The sequence below is a fragment of the Nocardioides agri genome, assembly GCF_013778305.1.
GTDB lineage: Bacteria > Actinomycetota > Actinomycetes > Propionibacteriales > Nocardioidaceae > Nocardioides > Nocardioides agri.
Genome location: NZ_JACEIC010000002.1, coordinates 1361485 through 1386739 on the forward strand (window position 1 = coordinate 1361485; position 25255 = coordinate 1386739).

The 25255-nt window shown below is 72.6% G+C and carries 24 protein-coding genes; 10 read left to right on the top strand and 14 right to left on the bottom strand.

From position 1 onward, the window contains the following. Positions 1 to 64 precede the first annotated feature (64 nt). Positions 65 to 1174: an ATP-dependent DNA ligase gene (locus HZF07_RS11105; protein ID WP_181645060.1), complete on the top strand. Its 1110-nt coding sequence runs from the start codon at positions 65 to 67 to the stop codon at positions 1172 to 1174. Continuing rightward, positions 1174 to 1731: a hypothetical protein gene (locus HZF07_RS11110; protein WP_157341648.1), complete on the top strand. Its 558-nt coding sequence runs from the start codon at positions 1174 to 1176 to the stop codon at positions 1729 to 1731. The genes HZF07_RS11105 and HZF07_RS11110 overlap by 1 nt, the downstream gene beginning before the upstream one ends. Here the strand turns inward: HZF07_RS11110 and tsaE are convergent. Genes tsaE through HZF07_RS11130 form a run of 4 tightly spaced genes read right to left on the bottom strand, consistent with a single transcriptional unit; the run spans position 1701 to position 6157 of the window. Continuing rightward, positions 1701 to 2642: a tRNA (adenosine(37)-N6)-threonylcarbamoyltransferase complex ATPase subunit type 1 TsaE gene (gene tsaE / locus HZF07_RS11115; RefSeq protein ID WP_181645061.1), complete on the bottom strand. Its 942-nt coding sequence runs from the start codon at positions 2640 to 2642 to the stop codon at positions 1701 to 1703. The genes HZF07_RS11110 and tsaE overlap by 31 nt on opposite strands. Continuing rightward, entirely contained in the window at positions 2639 to 3676 is a 1038-nt protein-coding gene (locus HZF07_RS11120; RefSeq protein ID WP_181645062.1) for an alpha/beta fold hydrolase, read from the bottom strand. Before HZF07_RS11120 ends, tsaE begins: the two co-directional genes overlap by 4 nt. Beyond that, entirely contained in the window at positions 3673 to 4767 is a 1095-nt protein-coding gene (gene alr, locus HZF07_RS11125) for an alanine racemase (RefSeq protein ID WP_157341650.1), read from the bottom strand. Before alr ends, HZF07_RS11120 begins: the two co-directional genes overlap by 4 nt. 16 nt (positions 4768 to 4783) lie before the next feature. Further along, on the bottom strand, positions 4784 to 6157 hold the full coding sequence (locus HZF07_RS11130; RefSeq protein WP_157341652.1) for an NAD(P)H-hydrate epimerase: 1374 nt from the start codon (positions 6155 to 6157) through the stop codon (positions 4784 to 4786). Positions 6158 to 6276: 119 nt separating this feature from the next. Here HZF07_RS11130 and HZF07_RS11135 point away from each other — a divergent pair, with 119 nt between their 5' ends. Further along, the gene (locus HZF07_RS11135) at positions 6277 to 7203 is read left to right on the top strand and encodes a hypothetical protein (RefSeq protein WP_157341654.1); all 927 of its coding nucleotides are present in this window, start codon (positions 6277 to 6279) and stop codon (positions 7201 to 7203) included. A 28-nt stretch (positions 7204 to 7231) separates the two neighbouring features. On the opposite strand, the gene HZF07_RS11140 is transcribed toward HZF07_RS11135, so the two are convergent. Together HZF07_RS11140 and glmS are read right to left on the bottom strand one after the other, a co-directional pair. Further along, the gene (locus HZF07_RS11140; protein ID WP_181645063.1) at positions 7232 to 7582 is read right to left on the bottom strand and encodes a holo-ACP synthase; all 351 of its coding nucleotides are present in this window, start codon (positions 7580 to 7582) and stop codon (positions 7232 to 7234) included. 7 nt (positions 7583 to 7589) lie between these two features. Then, positions 7590 to 9434 (bottom strand): glutamine--fructose-6-phosphate transaminase (isomerizing), encoded by a 1845-nt coding sequence (gene glmS, locus HZF07_RS11145; protein ID WP_157341656.1) that lies wholly within the window; start codon positions 9432 to 9434, stop codon positions 7590 to 7592. A gap of 67 nt (positions 9435 to 9501) precedes the next feature. Between glmS and coaA the strand changes: the two genes are divergently transcribed. Next, the gene (gene coaA, locus HZF07_RS11150; RefSeq protein ID WP_157341658.1) at positions 9502 to 10485 is read left to right on the top strand and encodes a type I pantothenate kinase; all 984 of its coding nucleotides are present in this window, start codon (positions 9502 to 9504) and stop codon (positions 10483 to 10485) included. A gap of 7 nt (positions 10486 to 10492) precedes the next feature. Here coaA and HZF07_RS11155 read toward each other — a convergent pair whose 3' ends face one another. From HZF07_RS11155 to rplM, 5 genes are read right to left on the bottom strand one after another with little or no spacing between them, the layout of a single operon-like run. Next, positions 10493 to 11290: an ABC transporter permease gene (locus tag HZF07_RS11155; protein WP_181645064.1), complete on the bottom strand. Its 798-nt coding sequence runs from the start codon at positions 11288 to 11290 to the stop codon at positions 10493 to 10495. Further along, positions 11287 to 12180, bottom strand: coding sequence for an ABC transporter ATP-binding protein (locus HZF07_RS11160; RefSeq protein ID WP_181645065.1), 894 nt, complete (start codon positions 12178 to 12180; stop codon positions 11287 to 11289). The genes HZF07_RS11155 and HZF07_RS11160 overlap by 4 nt, the downstream gene beginning before the upstream one ends. A gap of 23 nt (positions 12181 to 12203) precedes the next feature. Then, a complete protein-coding gene (gene glmM, locus HZF07_RS11165; protein ID WP_157341660.1) occupies positions 12204 to 13550 on the bottom strand; it encodes a phosphoglucosamine mutase in 1347 nt (448 codons plus the stop codon). A gap of 16 nt (positions 13551 to 13566) precedes the next feature. Then, entirely contained in the window at positions 13567 to 14067 is a 501-nt protein-coding gene (gene rpsI / locus HZF07_RS11170) for a 30S ribosomal protein S9 (protein WP_181645066.1), read from the bottom strand. A 37-nt stretch (positions 14068 to 14104) separates the two neighbouring features. After that, positions 14105 to 14548 (bottom strand): 50S ribosomal protein L13, encoded by a 444-nt coding sequence (gene rplM, locus HZF07_RS11175; protein WP_181645067.1) that lies wholly within the window; start codon positions 14546 to 14548, stop codon positions 14105 to 14107. 294 nt (positions 14549 to 14842) lie between these two features. Here rplM and HZF07_RS11180 point away from each other — a divergent pair, with 294 nt between their 5' ends. Beyond that, positions 14843 to 16132 carry a citrate synthase gene (locus tag HZF07_RS11180; RefSeq protein WP_181645068.1) on the top strand — a complete coding sequence of 430 codons (1290 nt, stop codon included), beginning with the start codon at positions 14843 to 14845 and terminating at the stop codon, positions 16130 to 16132. A 2-nt stretch (positions 16133 to 16134) separates the two neighbouring features. After that, complete coding sequence (locus tag HZF07_RS11185; RefSeq protein ID WP_232523037.1) at positions 16135 to 16752, top strand: HAD family hydrolase; 618 nt, start codon at positions 16135 to 16137, stop codon at positions 16750 to 16752. 197 nt (positions 16753 to 16949) lie between these two features. Here HZF07_RS11185 and HZF07_RS11190 read toward each other — a convergent pair whose 3' ends face one another. Next, the gene (locus tag HZF07_RS11190; RefSeq protein WP_309504699.1) at positions 16950 to 18221 is read right to left on the bottom strand and encodes an MFS transporter; all 1272 of its coding nucleotides are present in this window, start codon (positions 18219 to 18221) and stop codon (positions 16950 to 16952) included. A gap of 60 nt (positions 18222 to 18281) precedes the next feature. On the opposite strand from HZF07_RS11190, the gene HZF07_RS11195 reads away from it, so the two are divergent. Both HZF07_RS11195 and HZF07_RS11200 read left to right on the top strand, forming a co-directional pair. Next, entirely contained in the window at positions 18282 to 18806 is a 525-nt protein-coding gene (locus HZF07_RS11195; protein ID WP_157341664.1) for a MarR family winged helix-turn-helix transcriptional regulator, read from the top strand. A gap of 73 nt (positions 18807 to 18879) precedes the next feature. After that, positions 18880 to 20124: a S1C family serine protease gene (locus HZF07_RS11200; RefSeq protein ID WP_157341665.1), complete on the top strand. Its 1245-nt coding sequence runs from the start codon at positions 18880 to 18882 to the stop codon at positions 20122 to 20124. 90 nt (positions 20125 to 20214) lie between these two features. Here HZF07_RS11200 and HZF07_RS11205 read toward each other — a convergent pair whose 3' ends face one another. Both HZF07_RS11205 and HZF07_RS11210 read right to left on the bottom strand, forming a co-directional pair. Next, positions 20215 to 21237, bottom strand: coding sequence for a GNAT family N-acetyltransferase (locus tag HZF07_RS11205; protein ID WP_157341667.1), 1023 nt, complete (start codon positions 21235 to 21237; stop codon positions 20215 to 20217). Beyond that, the gene (locus HZF07_RS11210) at positions 21234 to 22919 is read right to left on the bottom strand and encodes an ABC-F family ATP-binding cassette domain-containing protein (protein WP_181645069.1); all 1686 of its coding nucleotides are present in this window, start codon (positions 22917 to 22919) and stop codon (positions 21234 to 21236) included. Before HZF07_RS11210 ends, HZF07_RS11205 begins: the two co-directional genes overlap by 4 nt. 105 nt (positions 22920 to 23024) lie before the next feature. Here HZF07_RS11210 and HZF07_RS11215 point away from each other — a divergent pair, with 105 nt between their 5' ends. Further along, positions 23025 to 24173 carry an alpha/beta hydrolase family protein gene (locus tag HZF07_RS11215; RefSeq protein ID WP_157341669.1) on the top strand — a complete coding sequence of 383 codons (1149 nt, stop codon included), beginning with the start codon at positions 23025 to 23027 and terminating at the stop codon, positions 24171 to 24173. Positions 24174 to 24188: 15 nt separating this feature from the next. Then, on the top strand, positions 24189 to 25166 hold the full coding sequence (locus HZF07_RS11220; RefSeq protein ID WP_157341671.1) for a phosphatase PAP2 family protein: 978 nt from the start codon (positions 24189 to 24191) through the stop codon (positions 25164 to 25166). Positions 25167 to 25255 lie beyond the last annotated feature (89 nt).

Sequence of the window (25255 nt, forward strand, 5' to 3'; positions counted from 1 at the left end):
CAACACTCTTTTCTCGTTTTCCAACTGTTTTACTGCACTTTAGCGCACCGCTTAGTCTCACGGCGTGGATCTCCCCGTGTCGCCGCCGGTCCAGCCGATGCTCGCGAAGTCGGTGAAGGGCATCCCCGACCCCGCGAAGCACGGCGGGCTGAGCTTCGAGCCCAAGTGGGACGGCTTCCGGTGCCTGGTCTTCAAGGACGGCGACGAGGTCGAGCTCGCCAGCCGCAACACCAAGCCGCTGACCCGCTACTTCCCCGAGGTCGTGGCCGCGATGCGCGAGCAGCTGCCCGAGCGCTGCGTGCTCGACGGGGAGATCTTCGTGGCACTCAGCACGTCAGGGGCGCCCAGGCTCGAGTTCGAGGTGCTGCAGGAGCGCATCCACCCGGCCGCCTCGCGCATCGAGATGCTCAGCGAGAAGACCCCGGCGTCGTACGTCGCCTTCGACCTGCTGGCGCTGGGCGACGAGTCGTACGCCGAGCGGCCGTTCGCGGAGCGGCGCGCGGCGCTCGAGCAGGCGCTGGCGGGACTGACCGGCCCGTGCTTCCTGACCCGGACCACGACCGACCCGGCCGAGGCCGAGGAGTGGTTCCACCAGTTCGAGGGCGCCGGGCTCGACGGCGTGGTCGCCAAGCCGCTGGGTGAGCCCTATCGACCGAACGCGCGCGCGATGCTCAAGATCAAGCACGAACGCACCGCCGACGTGGTGCTCGCCGGCTTCCGCGAGCACAAGACGAGCACGCCCGAGCGACCGCTGCTCGGCAGCATGCTGCTGGGGCTCTACGCGGACGGCGAGCTCCAGCACATCGGCGTCAGCGCAAGCTTCACCGAGAAGCGCCGCGCCGAGCTGTGGGAGGAGCTGCAGCCGCTCGTCGTCGACATCGCCGACCACCCGTGGGGGCGCTGGCAGGAGTTCCTGACCGCCAACCCCGACCGGGTGCCCGGGACCCAGAGCCGGTGGAGCCAGGGCAAGGACCTGTCGTTCACGCCGCTGCGGCCCGAGCGGGTGGTCGAGGTCGCCTACGACCACATGGAGGGACGCCGCTTCCGGCACACCGCGCAGTTCCGCCGCTGGCGCACCGACCGCGACCCGGAGTCGTGCGGCTACGAGCAGCTCGAGGAGCCGGTGAGCTACGACCTGACTAAGATCCTGAACGTGGACAAGGGAGGTCTGTGATGTCCGAGACCGGTGCTGAGGACTATGCCGTCGTGCTGCTCGTCGAGCAGGCGCTGACGCAGCAGGACGCGACCCAGGTGCACTCGCTGCACGAGGGGCTGGACGGGCCGGTGACCTATCACGTGCTGCTCCCGCTGGAGGACGCCGCGGCCCGGATCGAGTCGGCGATGGGGTCGCTCACGGCCGGCGACATGATGGCCTCGCCGTCGATGCCGATGAGCGAGGTGCAGCTCGACGCGGTCCGCAAGGACTGCCAGGACCGCTCGCACGCCGAGCTCGAGCAGACCCTCGAGCACCTGCGCGCCAGCGGCGCGGTCGCGATCGGCCAGGTCGTCGCCGACCCGCCGATCGACGCGCTCGCCGCGAAGGTGACCGAGGTCGACGGCCGCGAGGCGATCATCCTCACCCGGCCGCACGTCGTGGCCGAGTTCTTCCACCTCGACTGGACGTCGAAGGCGCGGCGGCGGCTCGGCGTACCGATCCTGCACCTGCTCGAGCACGAGAGCTTCGACGAGCAGGCCGAGCGCTACGGCGAAGAGGGCATCACCGGGCTCTGACGGAGCTCCCGGAAGGACAGCGCGTGCCAGCGGGGCCCGACCGGGGTGAGCTCCACCCGGCGCGGGTCCAGCCCGTCGTGCGGTGCGTCGCCGCGCACGATCGCCACCTCGAGACGTGACTCCGAGAGCCCCTCGGCGAGGCCCTCGCCCCACTCGACCACAGTGACCGCCTCGTCGAGCGACGCGTCGAGGTCGAGGTCGTCGAGCTCGTCGAGGCCACCGAGGCGGTAGGCGTCGACGTGCACCAGGGCGGGCCCGTCGACCAGCGACGGGTGCACCCGGGCGATCACGAACGTCGGCGAGGTGATGTCGCCGCGGACCCCCAGCCCGGCGCCCAGCCCCTGGGTGAAGGTCGTCTTGCCCGCGCCGAGCTCGCCGCTCAGGACCAGCAGGTCGCCGGGTGCCAGCTGGCCGGCGAGCGTGCGACCCAGCGCGCGCATCGCGTCGGCGTCCGGGACCTGGACGACGTGGGTGCGCAGCGGCCGGCGCAGCTCGACGTTCGGCGACGCGCGGCCGATCTCGCGGAAGCCCTGGCGCTCCCAGAACCGCACGGTGGCCGGGAGCTCCTCGCGGGCGACCACGGTGAGGTCGTGGGAGCCGTCGGCCGCCTCGACCGCCGCCTCGATGAGCGCGGCGGCGACGCCGTGGCCCTGGGCGTCGGGCAGCACCCCGAAGCGGCGCAGGTACGTCGTGGCGCCGACCCGGTCGAGGACCAGGGTCCCGACCGCCCGGCCGTCCACACTGGCGAGCAGGCCGCCGCCGGAGGCCAGCCGCATGCCGATCGTGTCCTCGGTCTCGGTGAGCGCGGCCGCCGGCGGGTCGAGCGGCGGGCGTGCCTCGAACGCCGCCCGGACGATCGCCAGCACCTCCGCGGCGCGCTCGGGCCCGACCCGCTCCACGACGACGCTCACTCCGCCTCCTCCAGCAGCCGGTCCAGCTCGGCGTTGACGTCGTCGCTGCGTTCGAGGATCACCATGTGGCCGGCGCCCTCGGCCTCGACCAGCCTGGCGCCGGCGATGCGCGAGGTGAGCTTGCGGCTGTGCCCGATCGAGGTGAGCTTGTCGTCGGTGCCGCAGATGACGACGGTCGGCACCTTCGCCAGCACGCCGACGGCGTCGAACTTGTCGAGAGCAGAGAAGCCCGGGAAGAACTCGGCGACCACCTCGAACGGCGTCTCCGAGAGCATCCGGTCGACGAAGGCGACATAGCTGCCGGGCACGTCGTCGCCGAAGGCGAGCTCGGCGGTCGCCACCAGCGCGACGTCCTTGCCGAGCCGGCGGATCCCGTCGACCGCGCGGTGGCTGCGGGCGAGCATCGAGACCCCGCGGTGGACGGCGCCGGAGCTCCCCCACGACGGCACCATTGGGAAGAGGATCCGGCTCGGGTCGAGACCACCGGCGGTGGTCGAGATCAGGGCGACCCCGACGACCCGGTCGCCGAAGAGCTCGGGGTGCAGCTCGGCGAGCGCGGCGATCGTCATGCCGCCCATCGAGTGCCCGACGAGCACGACCGGACCGGTCGGCGCGACGGCGTCCAGCACCGACAGCAGGTCGCGGCCGAGCTGGTCGATGGTCGCGTTCCCCATCGGCGAGCGGCCCGACCGGCCGTGCGAGCGCTGGTCGTAGAAGACCGCACGCGTCCGGCCACGGAGGTGCTCGCGCTGGAAGTGCCAGCAGTCCATCTCGAGCGCGTAGCCGTGGGAGAAGACGACCGTCACCTCCGACTGGGGCGACTCGGGCTCGTCGACCTCGACGTGCAGCGGCGTCCCGTCGTCCGCGACGACCGTGGTCGGCTCGGACCGCAGCGAGCCGAAGGCCGGGGCCTCGTCCCCGCCCCGACGCTGGATCCTGCGACGCTGCCGGGTCACGCCGACGCCCGCGCCGGCGGCGGCCAGACCGACGACGCCGACGGTGACCGCGCCGATCACCCGTCCACGGACGCTCACTGGTCGACGTACCTCCTGGTCGGGCGCCCGCCGATGCGGGTCACGATCTCGTAGGAGATGGTGCCGGCGGCCTCGGCCCAGTCCTGGGCGGTCGGCTCGCCGTGGGTGCCGGGCCCGAACAGCACGACCTCGGTGCCGGGCTCGGGGAGCTCGCCGTCGAGGTCGACGACGAACTGGTCCATGCAGACCCGGCCGCGCATCACCCGCTGCTTGCCCTCGACCAGCACGTGCGCTGCGTTGCTGGCGTGCCGAGGCACCCCGTCGCCGTACCCGAGCGGCACCAGGCCGACCGTGGTCGGGGTGTCGGCCACCCAGGTGTGTCCGTAGGAGACGCCGGCGCCGGCGGCGATCCGCTTGGCGGAGACGAGCGGGGCGCGGACGGTCATCGCCGGGACCAGGCCGAGGTCGGGGGTCTCGCCGGGTGCCGGGTCCAGGCCGTACGACGCGATGCCGAACCGGACCAGGTCGAACCGGCTGCTCGGCCGCAGGATGCCGGCGGCGGAGTTGGCGAGGTGGCGCACCTCGGGCTCGAGGCCCTCGGCGAGCTCGAGCGCGTGCCGGAACGCGTGCTCCTGCGCGTCGTTGGCGGGGTGGCCGGGCTCGTCGCTGGCGGCGAAGTGGGACCAGATGCCGGTGATCCGCCAGCTGCCGTCGGCCTCGCCGCGCCGGGCGCGGGCGACGACCTCGGGCCAGCTCTCGAGCGTCGCGCCGCCGCGGGAGAGGCCGGTGTCGACCTTGAGCTGCACGCGCGCCGGGCGACCGGTCGCGGCGATGGCGTCGAGCTCGGCGACCGTGTAGGCGGTGACGTCGATGTCGGCGTCGATCGCGGCGGCCCAGTCGTCCCCGGGCACCGTCAGCCAGCACAGGAGCCGGCCCCGGTCGCCGCTCGCCCGCAGCCGGAGCGCCTCGTCCACGGTGGCGACGCCGATCCACTCCGAGCCCGCCTCGCGGGCGGCGCGGGCGACCTCGACCATCCCGTGGCCGTAGCCGTCCGCCTTGACGACGGTCATCGACGCGACGCCGGTCAGCTCGCGCAGCGTGCGGACGTTGTGCCGGATCGACGCGAGATCGACGACGATCTCGGGGCTCATGCCTCCGATTCTCCCATCACCGGGTCGGCAGACCCCGCACGGCGTCCGGGATCGCGTGCGCGACGTCACTCGCGACGATCGGCCCACCGCCGCCGGCGAGCGTCGCGGCGGCGCCGTGCAGCCACGATCCGACCGAGGCGGCGTCGTGGGGGTCGAGGCCGGCCGCGAGCAGCGCGGCGACCAGGCCGCCGAGCACGTCGCCCGCGCCGGCGGTGGCCAGCCACGCGGTGCCGGTGGTGGTCGCGCGGACCGGGCGGCCCGCGGTGGCGACCAGGGTGTGGCGTCCCTTCAGCAGCACGGTGCAGCCGTACGTCGCGGCCGCCTGCTGCGCGTGGCGGAGCGGCGCCGCCTCGATCTCGGCGCGCGTCGCGCCCGTCATCGCCGCCAGCTCGCCCGCGTGCGGCGTCAGCACGGCCGGCGCCGGCAGCGGGCCGGTGACGTGGGCGAGCGCGTCGGCATCGACGACGACCGGGACGCCGTCCTCGAGCGCGGCCCGCAGCTCCTCGCCGGCGTGCTCTCCCCCGCCGGAGCCGACCAGCCACGCCTGCACCCGTCCCGCGCCCACCACCTCGGGGTGCACCTCGCGGACCCGGTCGGCCGCGGCGCCGACGTACCGGACCATCCCGACCAGTCCGCTGTTGGCGCCGGCGACGCTGAGCAGCGCGGCCCCCGGGTACTGATCGCTGCCGGCGCGGATGCCGACGACGCCGCGGGTGTACTTGTGCGCGTCCGGCGCCGGTCGCGGCAGCAGTGCGGCGACGTCCTCGGGCCGGAGCGCCTCGACGGCCGGCTCCGGGAGGTCCAGCCCGATGTCGACGAGGTGCACCACCCCGGCGTGGTGGCTGGCCGGGTCGACGAGGTGCGCGACCTTGAGGGTGCCGAACGTGACGGTCACGTCCGCGCTCACGTGCGGCCCGTCGAGCTCGCCGGTGTCGACGTCGACCCCGCTCGGGGTGTCCACCGCGACGACCGGCACGCCCGCGACCGTCCGGAGCGCCTGCGCCGCCGCGTCCTTCAGCCCCGGTCGGCCGCCGATCCCGACGATCCCGTCGACGACGACGTCAGGACGCCTCGGCTCCCCCGCGATCGAGCGCCCGCCCGCAGCACGGAGCGCGGCGACCCCACCCTCGTGGGCGCGGTCGGACAGCAGCCACGCCTCGACCTGCGCGCCCCGCCGGGCGAGCAGCGCGCCGGCGTACAGCGCGTCGCCGCCGTTGTCCCCCGACCCCACCAGGAGCAGCACCCGGCGCCCGTACGCCGAGCCGAGCAGGTCGATCACGGCGTAGGCCAGCCCGGCCGCGGCCCGCTGCATGAGCGTGCCCTCCGGCAGCCGCGCCAACAGCTCCGCCTCGGCCGCCCGCACCTGCTCGACCGTGTGCGCGCGCCTCATGCCGCCCACGCTAGCGGGGTCGTGTGCCTGAGCACGCGCGATGGCGCGTCGTCGGGCACACAACCCATCCCTGTGGATGGAGACCGGCGCCAAGGAAGGATGGGAGGGACCGTCGAGGCATGAACGACGTCCTTTCCCGGCTGATCGCCGACCAGGCCGGCATGGTCGCGCGTCGGCAGCTCCTGCACCACGGGGTGGACGCCGACCGCGTGCGCGACCAAGTCGCTGCGGGCCGGTGGGTGGAGCGCACGCCCCGGGTCGTCAGCGTCGTGACCGGGGAGCTCACCAGGGCTCAGCGCGAGTGGATGGCGGTGCTGCATGCCGGGCCGCGCAGCATGCTCGGCGGGCTGAGCGCCGCAGGTCGCCACGGGCTCTCCGGGTGGGAGCGACCTGCCGTCACGGTCTACGTCGACGACGAGTTGAGCTTCGAGCGGATCGAGGGCGTGCGCTCCTTCCGCAGCCGCAGGCCCTTCGAGCTCCTCCGCGACCCGCGGCCGGGGCTCCCGCTGTGCCGGCTCGAGCCGGCCACCCTCCTGGCAGCCGGCTACCAGATGAAGCCGAGGCCGGCACACGCCGTGCTCGCGGCCGTCGTACAGCAGCGACTGACCACTCCGGAACGTCTAACCATCTGGGTCGACCAGCTCCGTCCGCTCCGCTGGGCCAACCCGTTCCGACGCACGCTCGGCGACATCGCGGGCGGGGCGCACTCCGGCGCGGAGCTCGACGTCCGGCGGATGTGTCGCACGTTCGGGATGCCGATGCCAGACGCCCAGCGCGCGCGGACCGACAACACCGGCATGCGACGGTGGACCGACAGCGAGTGGCGGCTTCCTGACGGCCGAGTGCTCGTGCTCGAGGTCGATGGTGCCTTCCACCTCGACATCCTGCAGGCGATGGACGACCACCGCCGCACCCGACGCCTCACGACCTCGACCCGCACGGTGGTGCGCTGCACGGCCTACGAGGTGCGGTTCGAGGCGGCCGCCCTGGCGCGCGACCTCATCGCTCTCGGCGTACCAGGTCGTGTGCCTCAGGACGCGGCATAGCGCGTCCTCAGGCACACGACCTCGTCGGTCACCCCTCCAGCACCACCACGGCGGACGCGATGCCGGCGTCGTGGGAGAGGGAGACGTGCACGGAGGTGACGCCGAGCTCCTCGGCGCGCGCGAGGACGGAGCCGCGTATCTCCAGCAGGGGTCGGCCCGACGACTCGGAGACGATCTCGGCGTCCTGCCAGTGCAGGCCGGCGGGGGCGCCGAGGGCCTTGGCGAGCGCCTCCTTGGCCGCGAACCGCGCCGCCAGGGAGGCCAGCGGGCGGGAGGCCTCGGCAGGGGTGAAGAGCCGCGACGACAGGCCGGGGGTCCTGGTCAGCGACTCCCCGAACCGCTCGACGTCGACGACGTCGATGCCCACCCCGACGATCACCGGTGGCTCACTCGACGGTGACGGACTTGGCCAGGTTGCGCGGCTGGTCGACGTCGTGGCCCATCAGCGTCGCGAGCTGGCAGGCGAACAGCTGCAGGGGCACCACCGCCACCAGGGGCTGCAACAGCACCGGCACCCGCGGCAGCCGCACGATCTCGTCGGCGTACGGCGTGATGTGGTCGTCGCCGTCCTCGACCAGGCAGATCGTGCGCGCCCCGCGGGCGCGCACCTCCTGGATGCCGCTCACCATCTTGTCGCGCAGCTGGTCGCGACCGGCCGGGGGGACGACGCACAGGACCGGCAGCCCGGACTCGACCAGCGCGATCGGGCCGTGCTTGAGCTCGCCCGCGGCGAACCCCTCGGCGTGGATGTAGGCGAGCTCCTTGAGCTTCAGAGCGCCCTCGAGGGCGACCGGGTAGCCGGCGTGCCGCCCGAGGAAGAGCACCGAGCGCGTGTCCACGTGGGCCTCGGCCATGTCGTAGATCGACGCAGCGTCGTCGAGCACCCGCTGGATGTGGTCGGGCATCGCCTCGAGCTGGTGCATCACCTCGTCGATCTCGTCGCCGTAGCGCGTGCCCTTGACCTGCGCGAGGTAGAGCGCGAGCAGGTAGCAGGCGACCAGCTGGGTCAGGAAGCCCTTGGTGGAGGCGACGCCGATCTCGGGGCCGGCGTGGGTGTAGATGACGGCGTCGGACTCGCGTGGGATCGTCGAGCCGTTGGTGTTGCAGATGGCCAGCACCTTGGACCGCTGGGTGCGGGCGTGCCGGATCGCCTGCAGCGTGTCGGCGGTCTCGCCGGACTGGCTGATGGCGACCACGAGCGTCGAGTAGTCGAGGATCGGGTCGCGGTAGCGGAACTCCGAGGCCAGCTCCACCTCGACCGGCACGCGGGTCCAGTGCTCGATCGCGTACTTGGCGACCATGCCGGCGTAGAACGACGTGCCGCACGCGATGATGATGACCTTGTCGACGTCGCGGAGCTCCTGGTCGGAGAGCCGCATCTCGTCGAGGTGCAGGTGGCCCTCCGGCGTACGACGGCCGAGCAGCGAGTCCGCGACCGCGCGGGGCTGCTCGAAGATCTCCTTGCGCATGAACCAGTCGTGGCCGTCCTTCTCGGCGGCCGAGAGGTCCCAGTCGACGTGGTAGCGGCGGCAGTCGACCGGCGTGCCGTCGAAGTCGACGACCGAGACCCCGGCCCGGGTGATCGTGACGACCTGGTCCTGGCCGAGCTCCATCGCCTCGCGGGTGTGCTCGATGAACGCGGCGACGTCGGAGCCGAGGAAGTTCTCGCCCTCGCCGATGCCGACCACCAGCGGCGAGTTGCGCCGGGCGGCGACCACGCGGTCCGGGTCGTCGGCGTCGACGGCGACGAGCGTGAACGCGCCCTCGAGGCGGGCCACCAGCCGCAGCATGGCGTCGGTGAGGTCGTGGCCGGCGAGCACGTCGATCTCGAGCAGCTGCGCCGCGATCTCGGTGTCGGTCTCCGACTGCATCGTGGCGCCGGCCGCCTGGAGCTCGGTGCGCAGCTCGGCGAAGTTCTCGATGATCCCGTTGTGCACGAGCGCGACCCGCCCCTGCCCGCCGGTGTGCGGGTGGGCGTTGACGTCGTTGGGGGCGCCGTGGGTGGCCCAGCGGGTGTGCCCGATGCCGATCGTCGAGGACGGGAGCGGGCGGTCGGCGATCGCCTTCTCGAGGTTCGCGAGCTTGCCCGCGCGCTTCTCGGTCGCGACCGTTCCCCCGTCCACGAGCGCGATCCCGGCGGAGTCGTAGCCGCGGTACTCCAGGCGCCGCAGGCCCTCGATGACGACCGCTTCGGCCTGCTTGTCCCCGACGTACCCGACGATTCCGCACATGGGCCGGAAGTCTATCTGCGGGAGACCCGCGGACCCGCTTCGGCGGTCGGCTGCAACAATCACCGGCATGCCTTCCCAGGGCGGGCCCGGTGGCCCCACCGACGAGAGCGCACGCGAGTCATCCCCCTACATCGAGCTGGACCGCTCCGCGTGGGCGGCGCTGGCCCACGAGGTGGAGAACCCGCTCACCGCGGAGGAGATCCGCCGGCTGCGCGGCCTCGGGGACCAGCTCGACCTCGAGGAGGTGCAGCAGATCTACCTGCCGCTCTCCCGGCTGCTGAGCCTGTACGTCGAGTCCGCGGGCTCGCTGCACCGCCGCCAGGAGGAGTTCCTGCACCAGGCGCAGCCCCACCGCACGCCGTTCGTCATCGGCCTGGCCGGCTCGGTGGCGGTCGGGAAGTCGACCACCGCCCGCGTCCTCCAGCAGATGCTGGCGCACTGGCCGGAGCACCCCAACGTCGCGCTGGTGACCACCGACGGCTTCCTCTACCCCAACGCCGAGCTGGAGCGCCGCGGCCTGCTGCAGCGCAAGGGCTTCCCGGAGTCCTACGACCGCCGCGCCCTGCTGCGCTTCGTCGTCGACATCAAGTCCGGGCGCGACGAGGTCGAGGCGCCGGTCTACTCCCACCTCACCTACGACGTCGTGCCGGGCGAGAAGGTCGTGGTCAAGCGGCCCGACATCGTGATCGTCGAGGGTCTCAACGTCCTCCAGCCGGCCCGGGTCCGCGACGACGGCCGCACCGGCCTGACGCTGAGCGACTTCTTCGACTTCTCCGTCTACGTCGACGCCGGCACCGGGCACATCCGGGACTGGTACACCGAGCGGTTCCTGCGCCTGCGCGAGACCGCGTTCCAGGACCCCGACTCCTACTTCTCCAAGTACGGCGCCCTCTCCCGCGAGGAGGCCGTGGCCGAGTCGCAGCGCATCTGGGATGCGATCAACGGCCCGAACCTGTCGCAGAACATCCTGCCGACGAGGTCCCGCGCCACGCTGGTGCTGCGCAAGGACAAGGACCACTCGGTCCGCTACGTGCGGCTGCGCAAGCTCTGAGCAGCGCTCAGCCGATGTCGCGGCGCAGCGTCGTCCAGCGGCCGAGCGCGGCGAGCAGTCCCGCGTAGGCGAGCAGCACGACCAGCGCGGCGGGGCGGGAGAGCAGGTCGGCGGACTCGCCGCCGAGGGCGCCGAAGAAGCTCGCGCCCATCAGACCGTCGGCCGCGGCGCCGGGCAGGTACTTCGCGACCCCGTCGAGCGAGTCGAAGGCGCCGAGCGCGAGACGCGCGATCGGCTCGACGAACTGGGTGAACGCCAGGATCACCACGATCGCGGCCACCTGGTTGGTCAGCACGCTGCCGAACGCCGCCCCGATCACCGCCCACAGCGCGGTCACCACCACGCCGAGCAGGATCACCGCGACGACGTCGCCGTCGGTGAGGAAGGCGCCGTCGCCGCCGATCGCCAGGATCGGTGCGCCGACCGCGACCACGGCGACGGTGCCCACCAGACCGTAGAGCAGGCCGAGCGGCACGGTCGCGAGGAGCTTGGCGCCGAGGAAGACGCCGCGGCGCGGCTCCACCAGGAGCGACTGGGTGATCGTCTGGTGGCGGAACTCCGTGGTCATCGTCAGGCTGCCGATGACCAGCGGGAAGACGTAGCCGATCGCGTTGATCAGGCCGTAGACGGCGGCGGCGAGCTCCGGCCCGGTCAGCGCCGGCGCGGCCTCCTCGCCGGCGGTCACGAAGGACAGGGCCATCACGCCGGCGATGAAGGCGAGGTAGGCCGCGGCCGAGAGCAGCAGGATCCACCACATCCGCGTGGAGACCAGCTTGCGGTACTCCGCGACCAGCGCGGTCCTCACGACGCCTCCTCCGTCAGCCGCAGGAAGAGGTCCTCGAGACCGACGCCCCTGCTCGCGAGCTGGTGCAGCTCGATCCCCGCGGCGTACGCCGCCGCGCCGACGTCCGCGGCGAGGACCCCGGTGACCACCAGGCCCGCGCCGTCCGGACGGTGCGGCCAGCCGCGGCCGCCGACGAGCGCCGCGAGCGCGGCCGGGTCGGGCGACTCGACATAGGTCTCCGGCTCGGCGAGCTCGCTGAGCTCGGCCAGCGACGAGGCGTGCACGAGCCGTCCGCGGGCGATGATCACGACGTCGTCGACGGTGTGCTGCACCTCGGCGAGCAGGTGGCTGGAGACCAGCACGGTCCGGCCCTCGGCCGCGAACCCGCGCAGTAGCCCCCGCATCCAGCGGATCCCCTCGGGGTCCAGGCCGTTGGCGGGCTCGTCGAGCACGACCGCCGGCGGGTCGGCGAGCAGCGCGGTCGCGAGGGCGAGCCGCTGCCGCATGCCCGTCGAGTAGCCCCCGACGCGGCGCTCGGCGGCAGGGCCGAGTCCGACGAAGTCGATCAGCTCGCGGCACCGGGCGCGCCCGACGCCGGCCTGGCCGGCGTACACCTCGAGGTGCGCGAGGCCGGAGCGTCCGGGGTGGAAGCTGGACGCCTCCAGGGCCGCCCCGACCACGCTCGCCGGCACCGGGTGCTCGGCGTAGGGCCGGCCCCCGACGAGGGCGCGGCCCTGCGAGGGTGTCGTGAGCCCGAGCAGCATCCGCAGCGTCGTGGTCTTGCCGGCGCCGTTGGGTCCGAGGAAGCCGGTGACGGCGCCGGGACGCACGGCGAAGCTCAGCCCGTCGACCGCGCGCACGGCACCGAAGCTCTTGCCGAGGTCCTCGACGGCGAGGGTGGGGCCGCTCACGCGACGACCCTAGCGGCCGGCGGCTACAGGGCGAGCTGGCGCTTGACGACGTCGGCGAGTCGCTCGGCGACCGCCCGCGCCTCGTCCTCGGTGGCGGCCTCGACCATCACCCGGACCAGCGCCTCGGTGCCCGAGGGGCGCAGGAGCACGCGGCCGCCGTCTCCGAGGGCCGCCTCCTCCTCCGCGACCGCGGCGGCCACGATCGGGTCCTCGTCCGCCCGGGCCTTGTCGACGTCGGGGACGTTGAGCAGCACCTGCGGCAGCCGGGTCATGACCGACGCGAGCGACTGGAGGCTCTGCCCGGTCGCCGCCATCCGCGCCAGCACGTGCAGCGCGGTCAGGGTGCCGTCGCCGGTCGTGGCGTGCTCGCTCATGATCACGTGGCCGGACTGCTCACCGCCGAGGCCGTAGCCGGAGACCCGCATCGCCTCGAGGACGTAGCGGTCGCCGACCTTGGTCTGGCGCACCCCGATGCCGGCTCTCTTCATCGCCTGGACGAAGCCGAGGTTGCTCATCACGGTCGCGACGACGGTGTTCTTCGGCAGGTGGCCGGCCTCGGCCATGCCGATGGCGAGGATCGCCATGATCTGGTCGCCGTCGACGTCGTTGCCCTCGTGGTCGACCGCGAGGCAGCGGTCGGCGTCGCCGTCGAGCGCGAAGCCGGCGTCGGCACCGTGCTCGACGACCGCGGCACGCAGTGGACCGAGGTGGGTCGAGCCGACACCGTCGTTGATGTTGAGCCCGTCGGGGTCGGCGTTGATCGCGATCACCTCGGCGCCGGCGGCGCGCAGCGCCAACGGGCCGGCCGCGTACGCCGCGCCGTGGGCGCAGTCGAGCACGACCTTGAGGCCGCTCAGCGGCTGGGTGAGCGTGCTGACCAGGTGGTCGACGTACTCCTCGACGGGTGTCGCGTAGGGCGTGACGCGGCCGACCGCGCCACCGAGCGGGCGGTCCCACGGCTCGTCGAGGTGCTGCTCGATCTCCCGCTCGACGGCGTCGTCGAGCTTGAGCCCGCCGCGGGCGAGGAACTTGATGCCGTTGTCGGGCATCGGGTTGTGCGAGGCGCTGATGACGACGCCGAGGTCGGCGCCCAGCGCCTCGGTCATGTAGGCGACCGCCGGGGTCGGCAGCACGCGCAGCCGGAGCACGTCGACCCCGGCCGCGGCGAGACCCGCGACCACGGCGTGCTCGAGGAACTGTCCGGAGATGCGCGTGTCCCGACCGACCACGGCGAGCGGGCGATGGCCCTCGAACTCGCCCCGGTCGGCCAGGACACGGGCGGCAGCGGCGGAGAGGTCCAGGGCCAGCTCTGCGGTCAGCTGACCGTTCGCCAGGCCCCGGACCCCGTCCGTGCCGAAGATGCGCGGCATCTGCTCGATCGGCAGATCAGCGCTTGGAGTACTGCGGCGCCTTGCGGGCCTTCTTGAGACCAGCCTTCTTGCGCTCGATGACGCGGGCGTCACGGGTGAGCAGGCCGGCCTTCTTGAGCGTCGGGCGGTTGGCCTCGACGTCGATCGCGTTGAGGCAGCGGGCCACGCCGAGGCGCAGGGCGCCGGCCTGACCGGTGATGCCACCGCCGTGGATGCGGGCGATCACGTCGAAGCGGCCCTCCAGCTGGAGGTTCGCGAACGGCTCGTTCACGACCTGCTGGTGCAGCTTGTTCGGGAAGTAGGAGTCGAGCGTGCGACCGTTGATGGTCCACTCGCCGGTGCCCGGGACGATCCGGACGCGGGCCACGGCCTCCTTGCGGCGGCCGGTGGCCGCGGCGGGGGCGATGGTCGCCGGACGCTGGGGGGCGTCGGCGGACGGGGCGCTCTCCGAGCTGTAGGCGATGCCCTGCTCGTCGACCTCGTAGGTCTCCTCGACCTCGGTGCTGGTGTCAGCCACGATGTTCCTCACTCAGACTTTCTCGACAGACAGACGATTACTGGGAGATCTGCTTGATCTCGAACGGAGTGGCCTTCTGGGCCTGGTGCGGGTGGTTCGGCCCGGAGTAGACCTTCAGCTTCTTCAGCATCTGACGGCCGAGCTTGTTCTTCGGGAGCATGCCCCAGACGGCCTTCTCGATGGCCTTGCGGGCGTCCTTCTCGAGGACCTCGCCGATCGGGGTGGCCGAGAGGCCGCCCGGGTAGCCGGAGTGGCGGTAGGCCATCTTGGTGGTCTTCTTGGTGCCGGAGAGGGCGACCTTCTCCGCGTTGACGATGATGACGAAGTCACCGGTGTCGGCGTTGGGAGCGAAGATCGCCTTGTGCTTGCCGCGCAGGAGGTTGGCGGTCTGGGTGGCGAGGCGGCCGAGGACGATGTCGGTGGCGTCGATGACGAGCCACTCGCGCGTGATGTCGCCGGACTTCGGGCTGTACGTGCGCACGGAGGAACTTCCTTCGTTCGTAGGTCCCGCATGACCCGGTCGTCCTGCGGGTGGTGCTGCGACGCCGCCTGACGAACACTGCCCGGCTCCAGATCGTCCGGGTCTGCACCCTGCACTCCGTGAGGCGTGCGGGCGCGGCAGAAGGCGCGACTGACAAGACTACGGGGGCGGCGCGGACCGTGTCGAATTGCCGCCGGACGGCTCGGTCCCGGCGACCGGGTGACGACAACATCACAGTGTCGTCCGCGGACACCTGGTTGGTGTGGCGCCACGCCGCTCGACTAAGTTGAGCGGGTGACTGATTCTCTCACCGTCCGTGACAACCGCACCGGACAGGAGTACGAGGTCCCGATCACCGACGGCACCGTCAAGGCCGCCGACCTGGGCCAGATCAAGTCCGGGGACGACGCCCCCGGCCTCGCGGTCTACGACCCCGGGTTCGTGAACACCGCCTCGTGCCGCAGCTCCGTCACCTACATCGACGGGGAGAAGGGCATCCTCGAGTACCGCGGCTACCCGATCGAGCAGCTGGCCGAGAAGTCCAACTTCCTCGAGGTGGCCTACCTGCTCATCCACGGCGCGCTGCCGACCAAGGCCGAGTACGAGGCCTGGGTCCACGAGATCACCTACCACACGTTCGTGCACGAGAACGTGAAGTCCTTCATGCAGGGCTTCCGCTACGACGCGCACCCGATGGGCATGCTGATGGCCTCCGTCGGCGCGCTGTCGACGTTCTACCCCGACGCGCGCAACATCACCGACGCGGAGAACCGGCACATCCAGATGGTCCGGATGATCGCGAAGATGCCGACGCTGGGCGCCTGGTCCTTCCGGCACGCGCAGGGCAAGCCGTACGTCTACCCGGACAACGACCTGGGCTACACGGCCAACTTCCTCTCGATGCTCTTCAAGATGAGCGAGTCGAAGTTCGAGGCCGACGAGCGCCTGGTCAAGGCCCTCGACGTGCTCTTCATCCTGCACGCCGACCACGAGCAGAACTGCTCGACCAACGCGGTCCGCTCGGTCGGCTCCTCGCAGGTCGACCCCTACTCCGCGGTCGCCGCCGGCATCGGCGCGCTCTACGGCCCGCTGCACGGTGGTGCCAACGAGGCGGTGCTGCGGATGCTCAAGCGCATCGGCAGCAAGGAGAACATCCCGGCGTTCATCCAGGGCGTCAAGGACGGCAACGAGCGCCTGATGGGCTTCGGCCACCGGGTCTACAAGAACTACGACCCGCGCGCCAAGATCATCAAGAAGGCCTGCGACGACGTCTTCGAGGTGACCGGGGTCAACCCGCTGCTCGAGATCGCCCAGGAGCTGGAGAAGATCGCGCTCGAGGACGAGTACTTCGTCAAGCGCAAGCTCTACCCCAACGTGGACTTCTACTCCGGCCTGATCTACGAGGCGTTCCAGTTCCCGCCGGAGATGTTCACCGTCCTGTTCGCGATCGGCCGCACCCCGGGCTGGCTGGCCCAGTGGTCCGAGCTGGTCCAGGACAAGGAGCAGAAGATCGCCCGCCCGAAGCAGATCTACACCGGCGACCGGACGCTCGACTTCGTGCCCGCGTCGGAGCGCTGGGCCTGATCTTGGGCCGGACCCCTGCCGCGGTCGTCTTCGACCTCGGCAACGTCCTCATCGACTGGCAACCGGCCCTCGCCATCGCGACGGGGGTCGGTGCCGTTGAGGCGCAGCGCTTCCTCGAGGCCGAGGACTTCGACTTCATGGCGTGGAACCACCTCCAGGACAGCGGCCGGCCGTGGGCCGACGGCGTCGCAGAGCTACGGCGTACGCACCCGCACTGGGCCGCGCACGCCGACGCCTACCTGGCCCACTTCCCCGCCTCGCTCAGCGAGGTGCCCGGGACGGCCGAGGTCGTGCGCGACCTGCACGCGGCCGGGATCCCGATGGTCGGCCTGACCAACTGGTCGGACGAGCTCTACTACCCGTACGCCGCCGAGCGGTTCGAGGTGCTGCGGATGCTCGACGACGTCGTGGTCTCGGGCGAGGTCAAGGTCGCCAAGCCGGACCCGCGCGCCTACCTGATCGCCGCCGAGCGCAGCGGCCACCCGGTCGGGCGCCTGCTCTTCGTCGACGACCGGCAGGACAACGTCGACGCCGCCGTCGCGCTCGGCATGGACGGCGTGCTCTTCACCGACGCCGCCGCGCTGCGGGTGGCGCTGCGCGAGCGCGGCCTCCCGGTCTAGCGGAGCTCCAGCACGACCTTGCCGGCGCCCGTCGCCGCGTCCGCCGGCCCGCTCAGCGGTGCGGCCACGGCCAGCGCGCTCGCCGCCACGACCGCGATGACGAGTCCCGGCACGCGGATCCCACGCCACCTCAGCATGCTGCGTCCCACGACGCTCACCCCCAGTGAGCGATCCACCCCCCCGGTCGATCGCGTCAGTCAGCGTGACACGGGAGCGGGCGGCTCGGAGGGTAAATGCGGCAACTGCGCGGAGTCGGACGGCACCGCGGGCCGCACGGTCAGCCCGCGCACCTCGGCGGAGCGCAGCGCCAGCAGTGCCGACGCGCCCATGACGACGCCGACGACCACCAGCCACCGCTGCATCCCGACGGCCAGGGCGATCGGCCCGGTCAGCGCCAGACCGAGCGGCCTGGCGACGAACGACCCGACCATGTCGAACGAGTAGACGCGGGCGAGCTTGTCGGGGTCGACGTTCTGCTGGATCGCGAGGTCCCAGAAGACGTCGAAGACCTGGAGGCCGAACCCGTGCAGGAACGCGCCGAGCATCACCACCCAGAGGTGGTCGGAGAGCGCCATCGCCAGCGGGAACAGCGCGGTCAGGCTGAGCAGCACGGTGCCGACGTAGAGGCTGCGGCGCGGGCGCCAGCGCAGGCACACGAGGCCGCCGACCACGAAGCCGGCCATCAGGGTGCCCATCGCGAGGCCCCAGGCCGAGCGGCCGAACTCGTCGCCGATCACGATCGGGCCGAGCACGCCGCTCGCCCCGCCGTAGAAGAGGTGGTAGACGAGCGCCTGCCCGATCAGCAGCCACAGCCACTGGTGGGCGAGCACCTCCCGAGCGCCCTCGCGCAGGTCCGCGACGATCGAACCCCGCTCGCCCTCGGGCGTGGCCTGCTCGACGCGCAGCCGCGAGTAGCACAGCGCGGCGACGGCGTACGTCGCGGCGTCGACGCCGATCGCCCATCCGGAGCCGACCGTGGCCACGAGGAGCCCGCCGGCCACGAAGCCGACGGTGGCGGCCGAGGTCTGCAGCAGCGCCCGGACCGAGACCGCCGAGCCGAGGTGGTCCGGCGGGACGGTCAGCCGGGTCATCGCGCGCGAGGAGGGCTGGCTGAGCGCCGCGACGCACCCGTTGAGGGCGCCGACCACGCCGAGCAGCGGGATCGTGGCCCAGCCACCGATGAGCGTCACCGCCATCACGAGCTGGGTCACCGCGCTCGCCGCGGCGGACCCCTCCATCATCAGCTTGCGGGGCAGCCGGTCGCCGAGCACGCCGCCGAAGAGGGTGGTCACGACCTCGGCGAGCGCGAAGGCCGCGACGACCAGGCCGAGCTCGGTCGCCGAGCCGCCGAGGTCGAGCACGGCGAACGCCAGCGCCACCGGGGTGATCGCGTTGCCGAGCGCGCTGGTCGCCGTCCCGGTGACGAGCAGCCGGAAGTCGCGGTGGCGCAGCGAGGCGGGCAGGGGCACCCAGGAATAGTAATTCGCCAGCGAACTATTCGCCACCAAACGGCCGGTTAGCATCTGCGCATGGCCGACGAACCCGAGGACTGGGCCGACCGGCACGTCGCCCGCTGGCGCGACCACTGGCTCGACGTCGACTTCGACGACGAGGTCGAGGCGATCGTCGTCCGCATCGGCCGGCTCAAGCGGCACTTCGGCGACACCACGCACGAGGCGCTGGCGACCGTGGGTCTCCAGGACTTCGAGTACGACACCCTCCACCACCTGATGATCCGGGACACGCCCGGGCTGGCGAGCCCCTCGGCGCTCGCCGCGGACCTCGGCATCAGCAACGCCGGCATGACCGGCCGCCTGGATGCGCTCGAGAAGGCCGGCTGGATCCAGCGCCGGGCGTCCGCCGACGACCGGCGCCGGGTGCACGTGGAGGCCACCCGCAGCGGGATGGCCGTCTGGCGACGGGCGATGGACCTGCGCGGCGCTGCCGAGGAGGACGTGGTGCAGGTGCTCGACCCGGCCGAGCGGGCCAGCCTCGCCGCGCTGCTGAAGAAGCTGACGCTCGCCGTGGAGGCTCGCGAGACCGGCGGCCGGTGAGCGCCGAGCAGTTTTTTGCGGGCTGCCAGCGACGTCTCAGGAACGTCACAGGCGGGCTGGCAACAGTGGGGGCATGACCGACCAGCCGACGAACTCGCGGGGCAACGACCCCGTGCACCACCCGCTCCCGCTGGGCCCCCGTCCTGACGGACCGCCGCAGGCCCCGACGTACGCCGCGGCTCCCGTACCGCAGCACACGCACCCCCGACGCGCCGGCCTCGCCGTCGCCGTCGTGGCGACCGCGCTGGTCGTGGGCGCCGGAGCAGGCGTCGGCGGCGCGGCCGCGTGGAACACGCTCGAGGACGACGGCTCCTCGCCGTCGGCCTCCCCGGCCCGCACCTCGCAGGTCGTCGACACCCCGGACTCCCCCGGTGCCGACGGCTCGGTCGAGCAGGTCGCCGCGAAGGTGCTGCCGTCCGTCGTCAAGATCGCCGTCACCGGCCCCGACGGAGCCGGTTCGGGCTCGGGCATCATCCTGAGCGCCGACGGGGAGATCCTGACCAACAACCACGTCGTCGAGGTGGCCGGCGACAGCGGCACCCTGACCGTCTTCTTCAACGACGGCTCGACCGCACCGGCGAAGGTGCTGGGCACCGACCCGCTGACCGACACCGCGGTGATCAAGGCCGAGGGCGTCTCGGACCTCACCCCCGCGACCATCGGCAAGTCGGCCGACCTCAAGGTCGGCGAGGGCGTCGTCGCCATCGGCTCCCCGTTCGGGCTCGACTCCACGGTGACCAGCGGCATCGTCAGCGCGCTGAACCGCCCGGTCGAGGTCGGGTCGGACGGCCAGGGCAACAGCACGACCTACCCCGCCATCCAGACCGACGCCGCGATCAACCCCGGCAACAGCGGCGGTGCGCTCGTCGACATGGCCGGCAACGTCGTCGGCATCAACTCCTCGATCCGCACCGCCAGCAGCTCCACGGAGCAGGGCGGCTCGATCGGGCTCGGGTTCGCGATCCCGATCGACGAGGTCATGCCGATCGCCGACCAGATGCGCGACGGCGAGACCCCGACCCACGCCCGGCTCGGCATCACCGTCGGCGACGTCGCCAGCCAGGACGCCGCCGAGGCCGCGCAGGGCGCCAAGGTGGGCGAGGTCGCGGACGGCTCCACCGCCGCCGAGGCGGGCATCGCGGCCGGCGACGTGATCACGAAGGTCGACGACCACCTGATCACCGGCGCCGACTCCCTGGTCGCGACGATCCGCTCCTACCGCCCCGGCGACGAGGTCACCGTGACCTTCGTCCACCAGGGCAAGACCAATACCGCTCAGCTGAAGCTGGACTCGGACGCCGAGACCTCGCAGTCCTGAGCAACGACCCCCGCCTGGAGACCGCGACTCCGGGCGGGCTGGGTCTCGCCGGCCGGCACCCCGTCTCCGTCGGCCGGCGAGGCCCTTTCCTCATGCCCGCTTCTGGAACTCCCCGAGCCGTGCGACGGGGGTGAAGCCGAGCCGCTCGTTGACCTCGACCATCCGGGCGTTGACCTCGGCGTTGTAGGTCACCAGCGTCGTGACGTCCGGCCGCGCGTCCTGCAGCAGCCGCAGGTTCGCGACCTTGACCGCGATGCCCAGCCGGTGCCCGCGGGCGTCGGCGCGGACCAACGTCCCCCACTGGTAGGCGCGGCCGGGTTCGTGGATGGTGGTCGCGAGGTCCGTGTAGGCGACGACCTCGCCCGCCGGATCGAGGGCGACGGTGTTGTACTTGGTGCGCCCCTGCTTCTCGATCAACGCCTCGGTCTCCCGCACCAGCGCCGGGTCGGCCGCCTCCGGCTCGACCTCGAGGTCACCGGTCGGCGCCTCCGTCACCAACGACGAGACGAGGTGCGTCCAGCCCGCGAGGATCTCCTCCGGCACCGCCCCCACGAACGAGCGCAGGGTGAAGCCCTCGCTCGCGGCTGCCGCCTCCGCGGCCAGCGCGTCCAGCACCTCCGCGGCCACGGGGAGACGCAGCCGCCGCTTCACGTCGCCCAGGGCGAGCCCGTAGCCGTGCGCGGCCGCGAAGCCGGGCCCTGGCTCGCCTGTGCCGTCCGGGCCGGCGGCGTACGGCCAGGCGATCTCGCCGACCAGGATCGCGCGCCCGCGCTCGCGGGCGACCTGCTCGAGGCGCGCGAGCATGGCGGCGCCGTACCCGCGCCGGCGCGCCGCCGGAAGCGTGTGCACCGCGACCTCAGCGCGGTCGGGATTGTCACGGAGCGGGACCCGCAGGAAGCCGACCGTGACCACCCGGCCGTCGACGAGGCCCGACCAGCCCGCCTTGGCGTAGCGGTCGCTCGGGGTCTGGAGGAGGACACGGAGCTCCTCAAGCTGCCAGGGCGCCGCGACGCCGGGCCCGCAGGCGAGCTCGGCCTCCGCGTAGACCCGGTGCCAGGCGTCGAAGGCGGCCGCGTCGAAGGGGTCCAGCTCGACGATCTCGAGATCGCTCATCGGGTCCGCGCGACGCGGGTCTCGTCCCACACCGGCTCGTCGGACTCGTAGACGCTGCCGTCGGCGCCGTAGACGAGGAACCGGTCGAACCCACGCGCGAACCACCGGTCGTGCGTCACCGCGAGCACGGTGCCCTCGAACGCCGCGAGGCCGTCCTCCAGCGCCTCCGCCGACTGCACGTCGAGGTTGTCGGTGGGCTCGTCGAGCAGCAGCAGCGTCGCGCCCGAGAGCTCGAGCAGCAGGATCTGGAACCGCGCCTGCTGGCCACCGCTCAAGGACTCGAACCGCTGCTCGGCCTGGGCGCTGAGCTCGTAGCGGTCCAGCACCCGGCTCGCCTGCTCGCGGCCCATGCCGTCGCGGCGCTCGTCGCCGCGGTGCAGGATCTCCAGCAGCGTGCGGCCGATCAGCTCAGGGTGCTCGTGGGTCTGCACGAACCAGCCGGGTCGCACCCGGGCACCGAGCCGGGCCGTGCCGCGGTGCTGCACGGGCGCGATCTCGACGTCCCCGACCGGCTCGTGCTCCTTGTCGGGACGGGTGCCGCCGATCGCGAGCAGCCGGAGGAAGTGCGACTTGCCCGAGCCGTTGGACCCGAGGACGGCGACCCGCTCGCCGTACCAGACCTCGAGGTCGAAGGGCCGCATCAGGCCGGTCAGCTCCAGCTGCTCGCAGACGACCGCGCGCTTGCCCGTGCGGCCGCCCTGGAGCCGCATCGTCACCTGCTGCTCGCGCGGCTGCTCGGTCGGAGGGCCGGCCTCCTCGAACTTGCGGAGCCGGGTCTGCGCGGCCTGGTAGCGGCTGGCCATGTCGGAGTTGTACGCCGCCTTCTGCTTGTACATCAGCATCTGCGTGCGCAGCTTGGCGTGCTCCTCGTCCCAGCGCTTGCGCAGCTCCTCGAAGCGCGCGAACCGCTCCCGCCGCGCCTCGTGGTAGGACGCGAAGCCGCCCGGGTGCGTCCACACGAGGTTGCCGGCGCTGCCGAGCTCGACGGTCACGACCCGGGTGGCGGTGTTGTTGAGCAGCTCGCGGTCGTGGCTGATCATCAGCACCGTCTTGTCGGACTCCCGGATCCGCTCCTCGAGCCAGATCTTGCCCGGCACGTCGAGGTAGTTGTCGGGCTCGTCGAGCAGCAGCACCTCGTCGGGGCCGCGGAGCAGGTACTCCAGCACCAGCCGCTTCTGCTCGCCGCCCGAGAGGGTGCGCAGCTCGCGGTGCCGGGCGCGGTCGAAGGGCACCCCGAGGCCGGCCATCGTGCAGACGTCCCAGGTGACCTCGAGGTCGTAGCCGCCGGCGTCGGCGTACTCCGAGAGCGCCTCGGCGTAGCGCATCTGGGTCTTCTCGTCGTCGGTGTCCATCAGCGCGAGCTCGCTGGCGTCGACCGCCTCGGCCGCCGCGCGGACCCGGGCCGGGGCGACGCTGCGCAGCAGGTCGGCCACCGTCGGCTCGTCGCCGAGCCCGGCGCCGACCATCTGGCGCATGACGCCGAGGCCACCGGACCGGGTCACCACGCCGGCGTGCGGCGCCAGGTCGCCGGTGATGATCCGCAGCAGCGTCGTCTTGCCCGCGCCGTTGGCGCCGACCAGCGCCACCTTCGCGCCCTCGCCGACCCGGAACGAGACGTCGTCGAGCAGCACCCGCCCGTCCGGCAGCTCGTACCGCACCCCTGCCACGTCCACGTGTCCCACGTCGGAGGATTCTCCGTGATCGGCTCCGCCCGGTCACGTCGATTAGCGGGCGGGCCGGATCGGCAGGGGCTAGCGTGCGGCTGACCCGACCCAGGAGGCGCACCGATGACCACCCTTCGCCGTGCCGCGCTCGCCGGCCTCTCCCTCGCGCTCGTCGCGACCGTCGCACCCGTCGCGTCGGCGGCCGGGCCGCGCCCGGCGGCGCCCGGCGGCGACCACGTGCCGGCCGTCAAGCACCTCGGCCCGAAGAGCTTCACCAAGCGGGGGCCGTTCCGGGTCGGCGAGACCACCCTGGCGCTCCCGGGCAACAAGGCTCCCGTCGAGGTCTGGTACCCCGCGCGGCCCGCCGAGGTGGCCGGCAAGCCGGCGGCCGAGTACGACCTGGTCGACTGGCTCCCGCAGGCCGTCCAAGCGCTGCTGCCCGCCGGCGCCTCGGTCAGCTACCCGACGGGCGGCGTCCGCGGCGTGCCCGTCGCGCCCGGCCGGTTCCCGCTGGTCGTCTTCAGCCACGGCTACGCCGGGTTCCGCGACCAGTCGACGTTCCTGACCTCGTGGCTGGCCACCTGGGGCTTCGTGGTCGCCGCCCCCGACCACGCCAGCCGCGACCTGACCGCGGTGCTGGGCGGCGCCGACGGGTCGACCACCGACGTCGGCGACCTGCGCGCCACCATCACCTTGATGACCAAGGAGTCGGCCAGCCGCCGGAGCCGCTTCCACGACCACGTGGACACCACCCGCGTCGGTGCGCTGGGCCACTCCGCCGGCGGCGCCGCGGTCGTCGAGCTCGCGGCGGTCGACCGGCGGGTCTCGACGTACATCGCGATGGCCGGCGCCTCGACCGACAGGCTGCCTCGCGTCCCGGGCCTGATCCTCGCCGGCAACGCCGACGGGATCGTCTCGCTCGCCAAGCTCAAGACGGCGTACGCCGCCCTCCACGGGCCCAAGCGCCTGGTCGTGCTGGCCAAGGCCGGGCACCACGCGTTCAGCGACCTGTGCGAGGTCGGCGCCGGCCAGGGCGGGCTGCTGGAGGTGGCCGACATGCTCGGGTTCGAGGTGCCCGCACCGCTGCGTGGACTCGCCACCGACGGCTGCGAGCCGCCTGCGCTGTCGCCCACGACCTCGTGGCCGGCCGTCCGCCAGGCGACGGTCGCCCAGCTGCGCTACGTCTTCGGGTTCGACCGGACTCCTGCCGCCCTGTCGGGGCTGCGGGCGGCGTTCCCCGGGGTCGTGGCGTCGAGCGCTGTCGGTCGCTGACCCTAGAATCCCCGCATGACGCGGGGAGCGGAGGAGATCGAGGGTGCGCGCGTCGCGAGCACCCACCGACCGGCCCCCTACCCCCAGACCCGGCGCCCGGCACGCGCCGTCGCGATGGCGGCGTACACCGTCGCACTGGTGGCCTGGTCGCTGACCCTCGGCATCCCCAACGACACCATCCAGGTGTTCCTGTGGCTGTGGCTGGGGACCGTCGCCTGGAACATCGAGGCGACGCCCCGCTACCACCTCAGCTTCCTCAAGGACTGGTCGCTGCCGGTCCTCGGGCTGGTCATCTACTTCTACAGCCGCGGCCTGACCGACGAGCTCGGGCTGCCCGTGCACGTCTACATGCCCATCCACGTCGACGAGTGGCTCGGCGGCGGTGTCACGCCGACCGAGCGGCTGCAGGAGGCCTGGTGCGGGGACCCGTGCCTGAAGACCTCCGAGCCGCGGTGGTACGACCTGTTCTTCACCACCGTCTACGCGACCCACTTCCTCGCCGGCCTGACGATCGCCGCGGTGCTGTGGGTGCGCAACCGCGTCGAGTGGATCCGGTGGATGCGGCGCTACCTCACGATCAGCTTCGGCGCGCTCGTCATCTACATCCTCTACCCGATGGCGCCGCCGTGGATGGCCTCGGAGGAGGGCTGGCTGGGCGCGGACGTCACCCGGATCACCGCCCGCGGCTGGTCCGACCTGGGCCTGGCCCGGGTGGACCTGATCCTGCACGGCGTGGGCAACCCGGTCGCCGCGATGCCCTCGCTGCACGCCGGGATCACGTTCCTGATCGCGGGCTACGGCATCCAGCGGCTGCACACGCGGTGGCGGTGGGCCCTGGCGCTCTACCCGCTCGCGATGTGCACGACGCTCGTCTACTACGCCGAGCACTACGTGGTCGACGTGCTCGCTGGTGCGGCCCTAGCCGGCGTCGTGCTCCTCGGCTGCCAGCTCTGGGAGAACGGCCGGGACCGCGCCGCGGTGCCGCCTGCCTGACCAGGCCCGCAAGTTTCGCAAAATCCTGTTCGATTGTGCGAAACAGTGGCACGGTGTCCTCACTCGTCCCCCGAACGAAGGGCTCACCC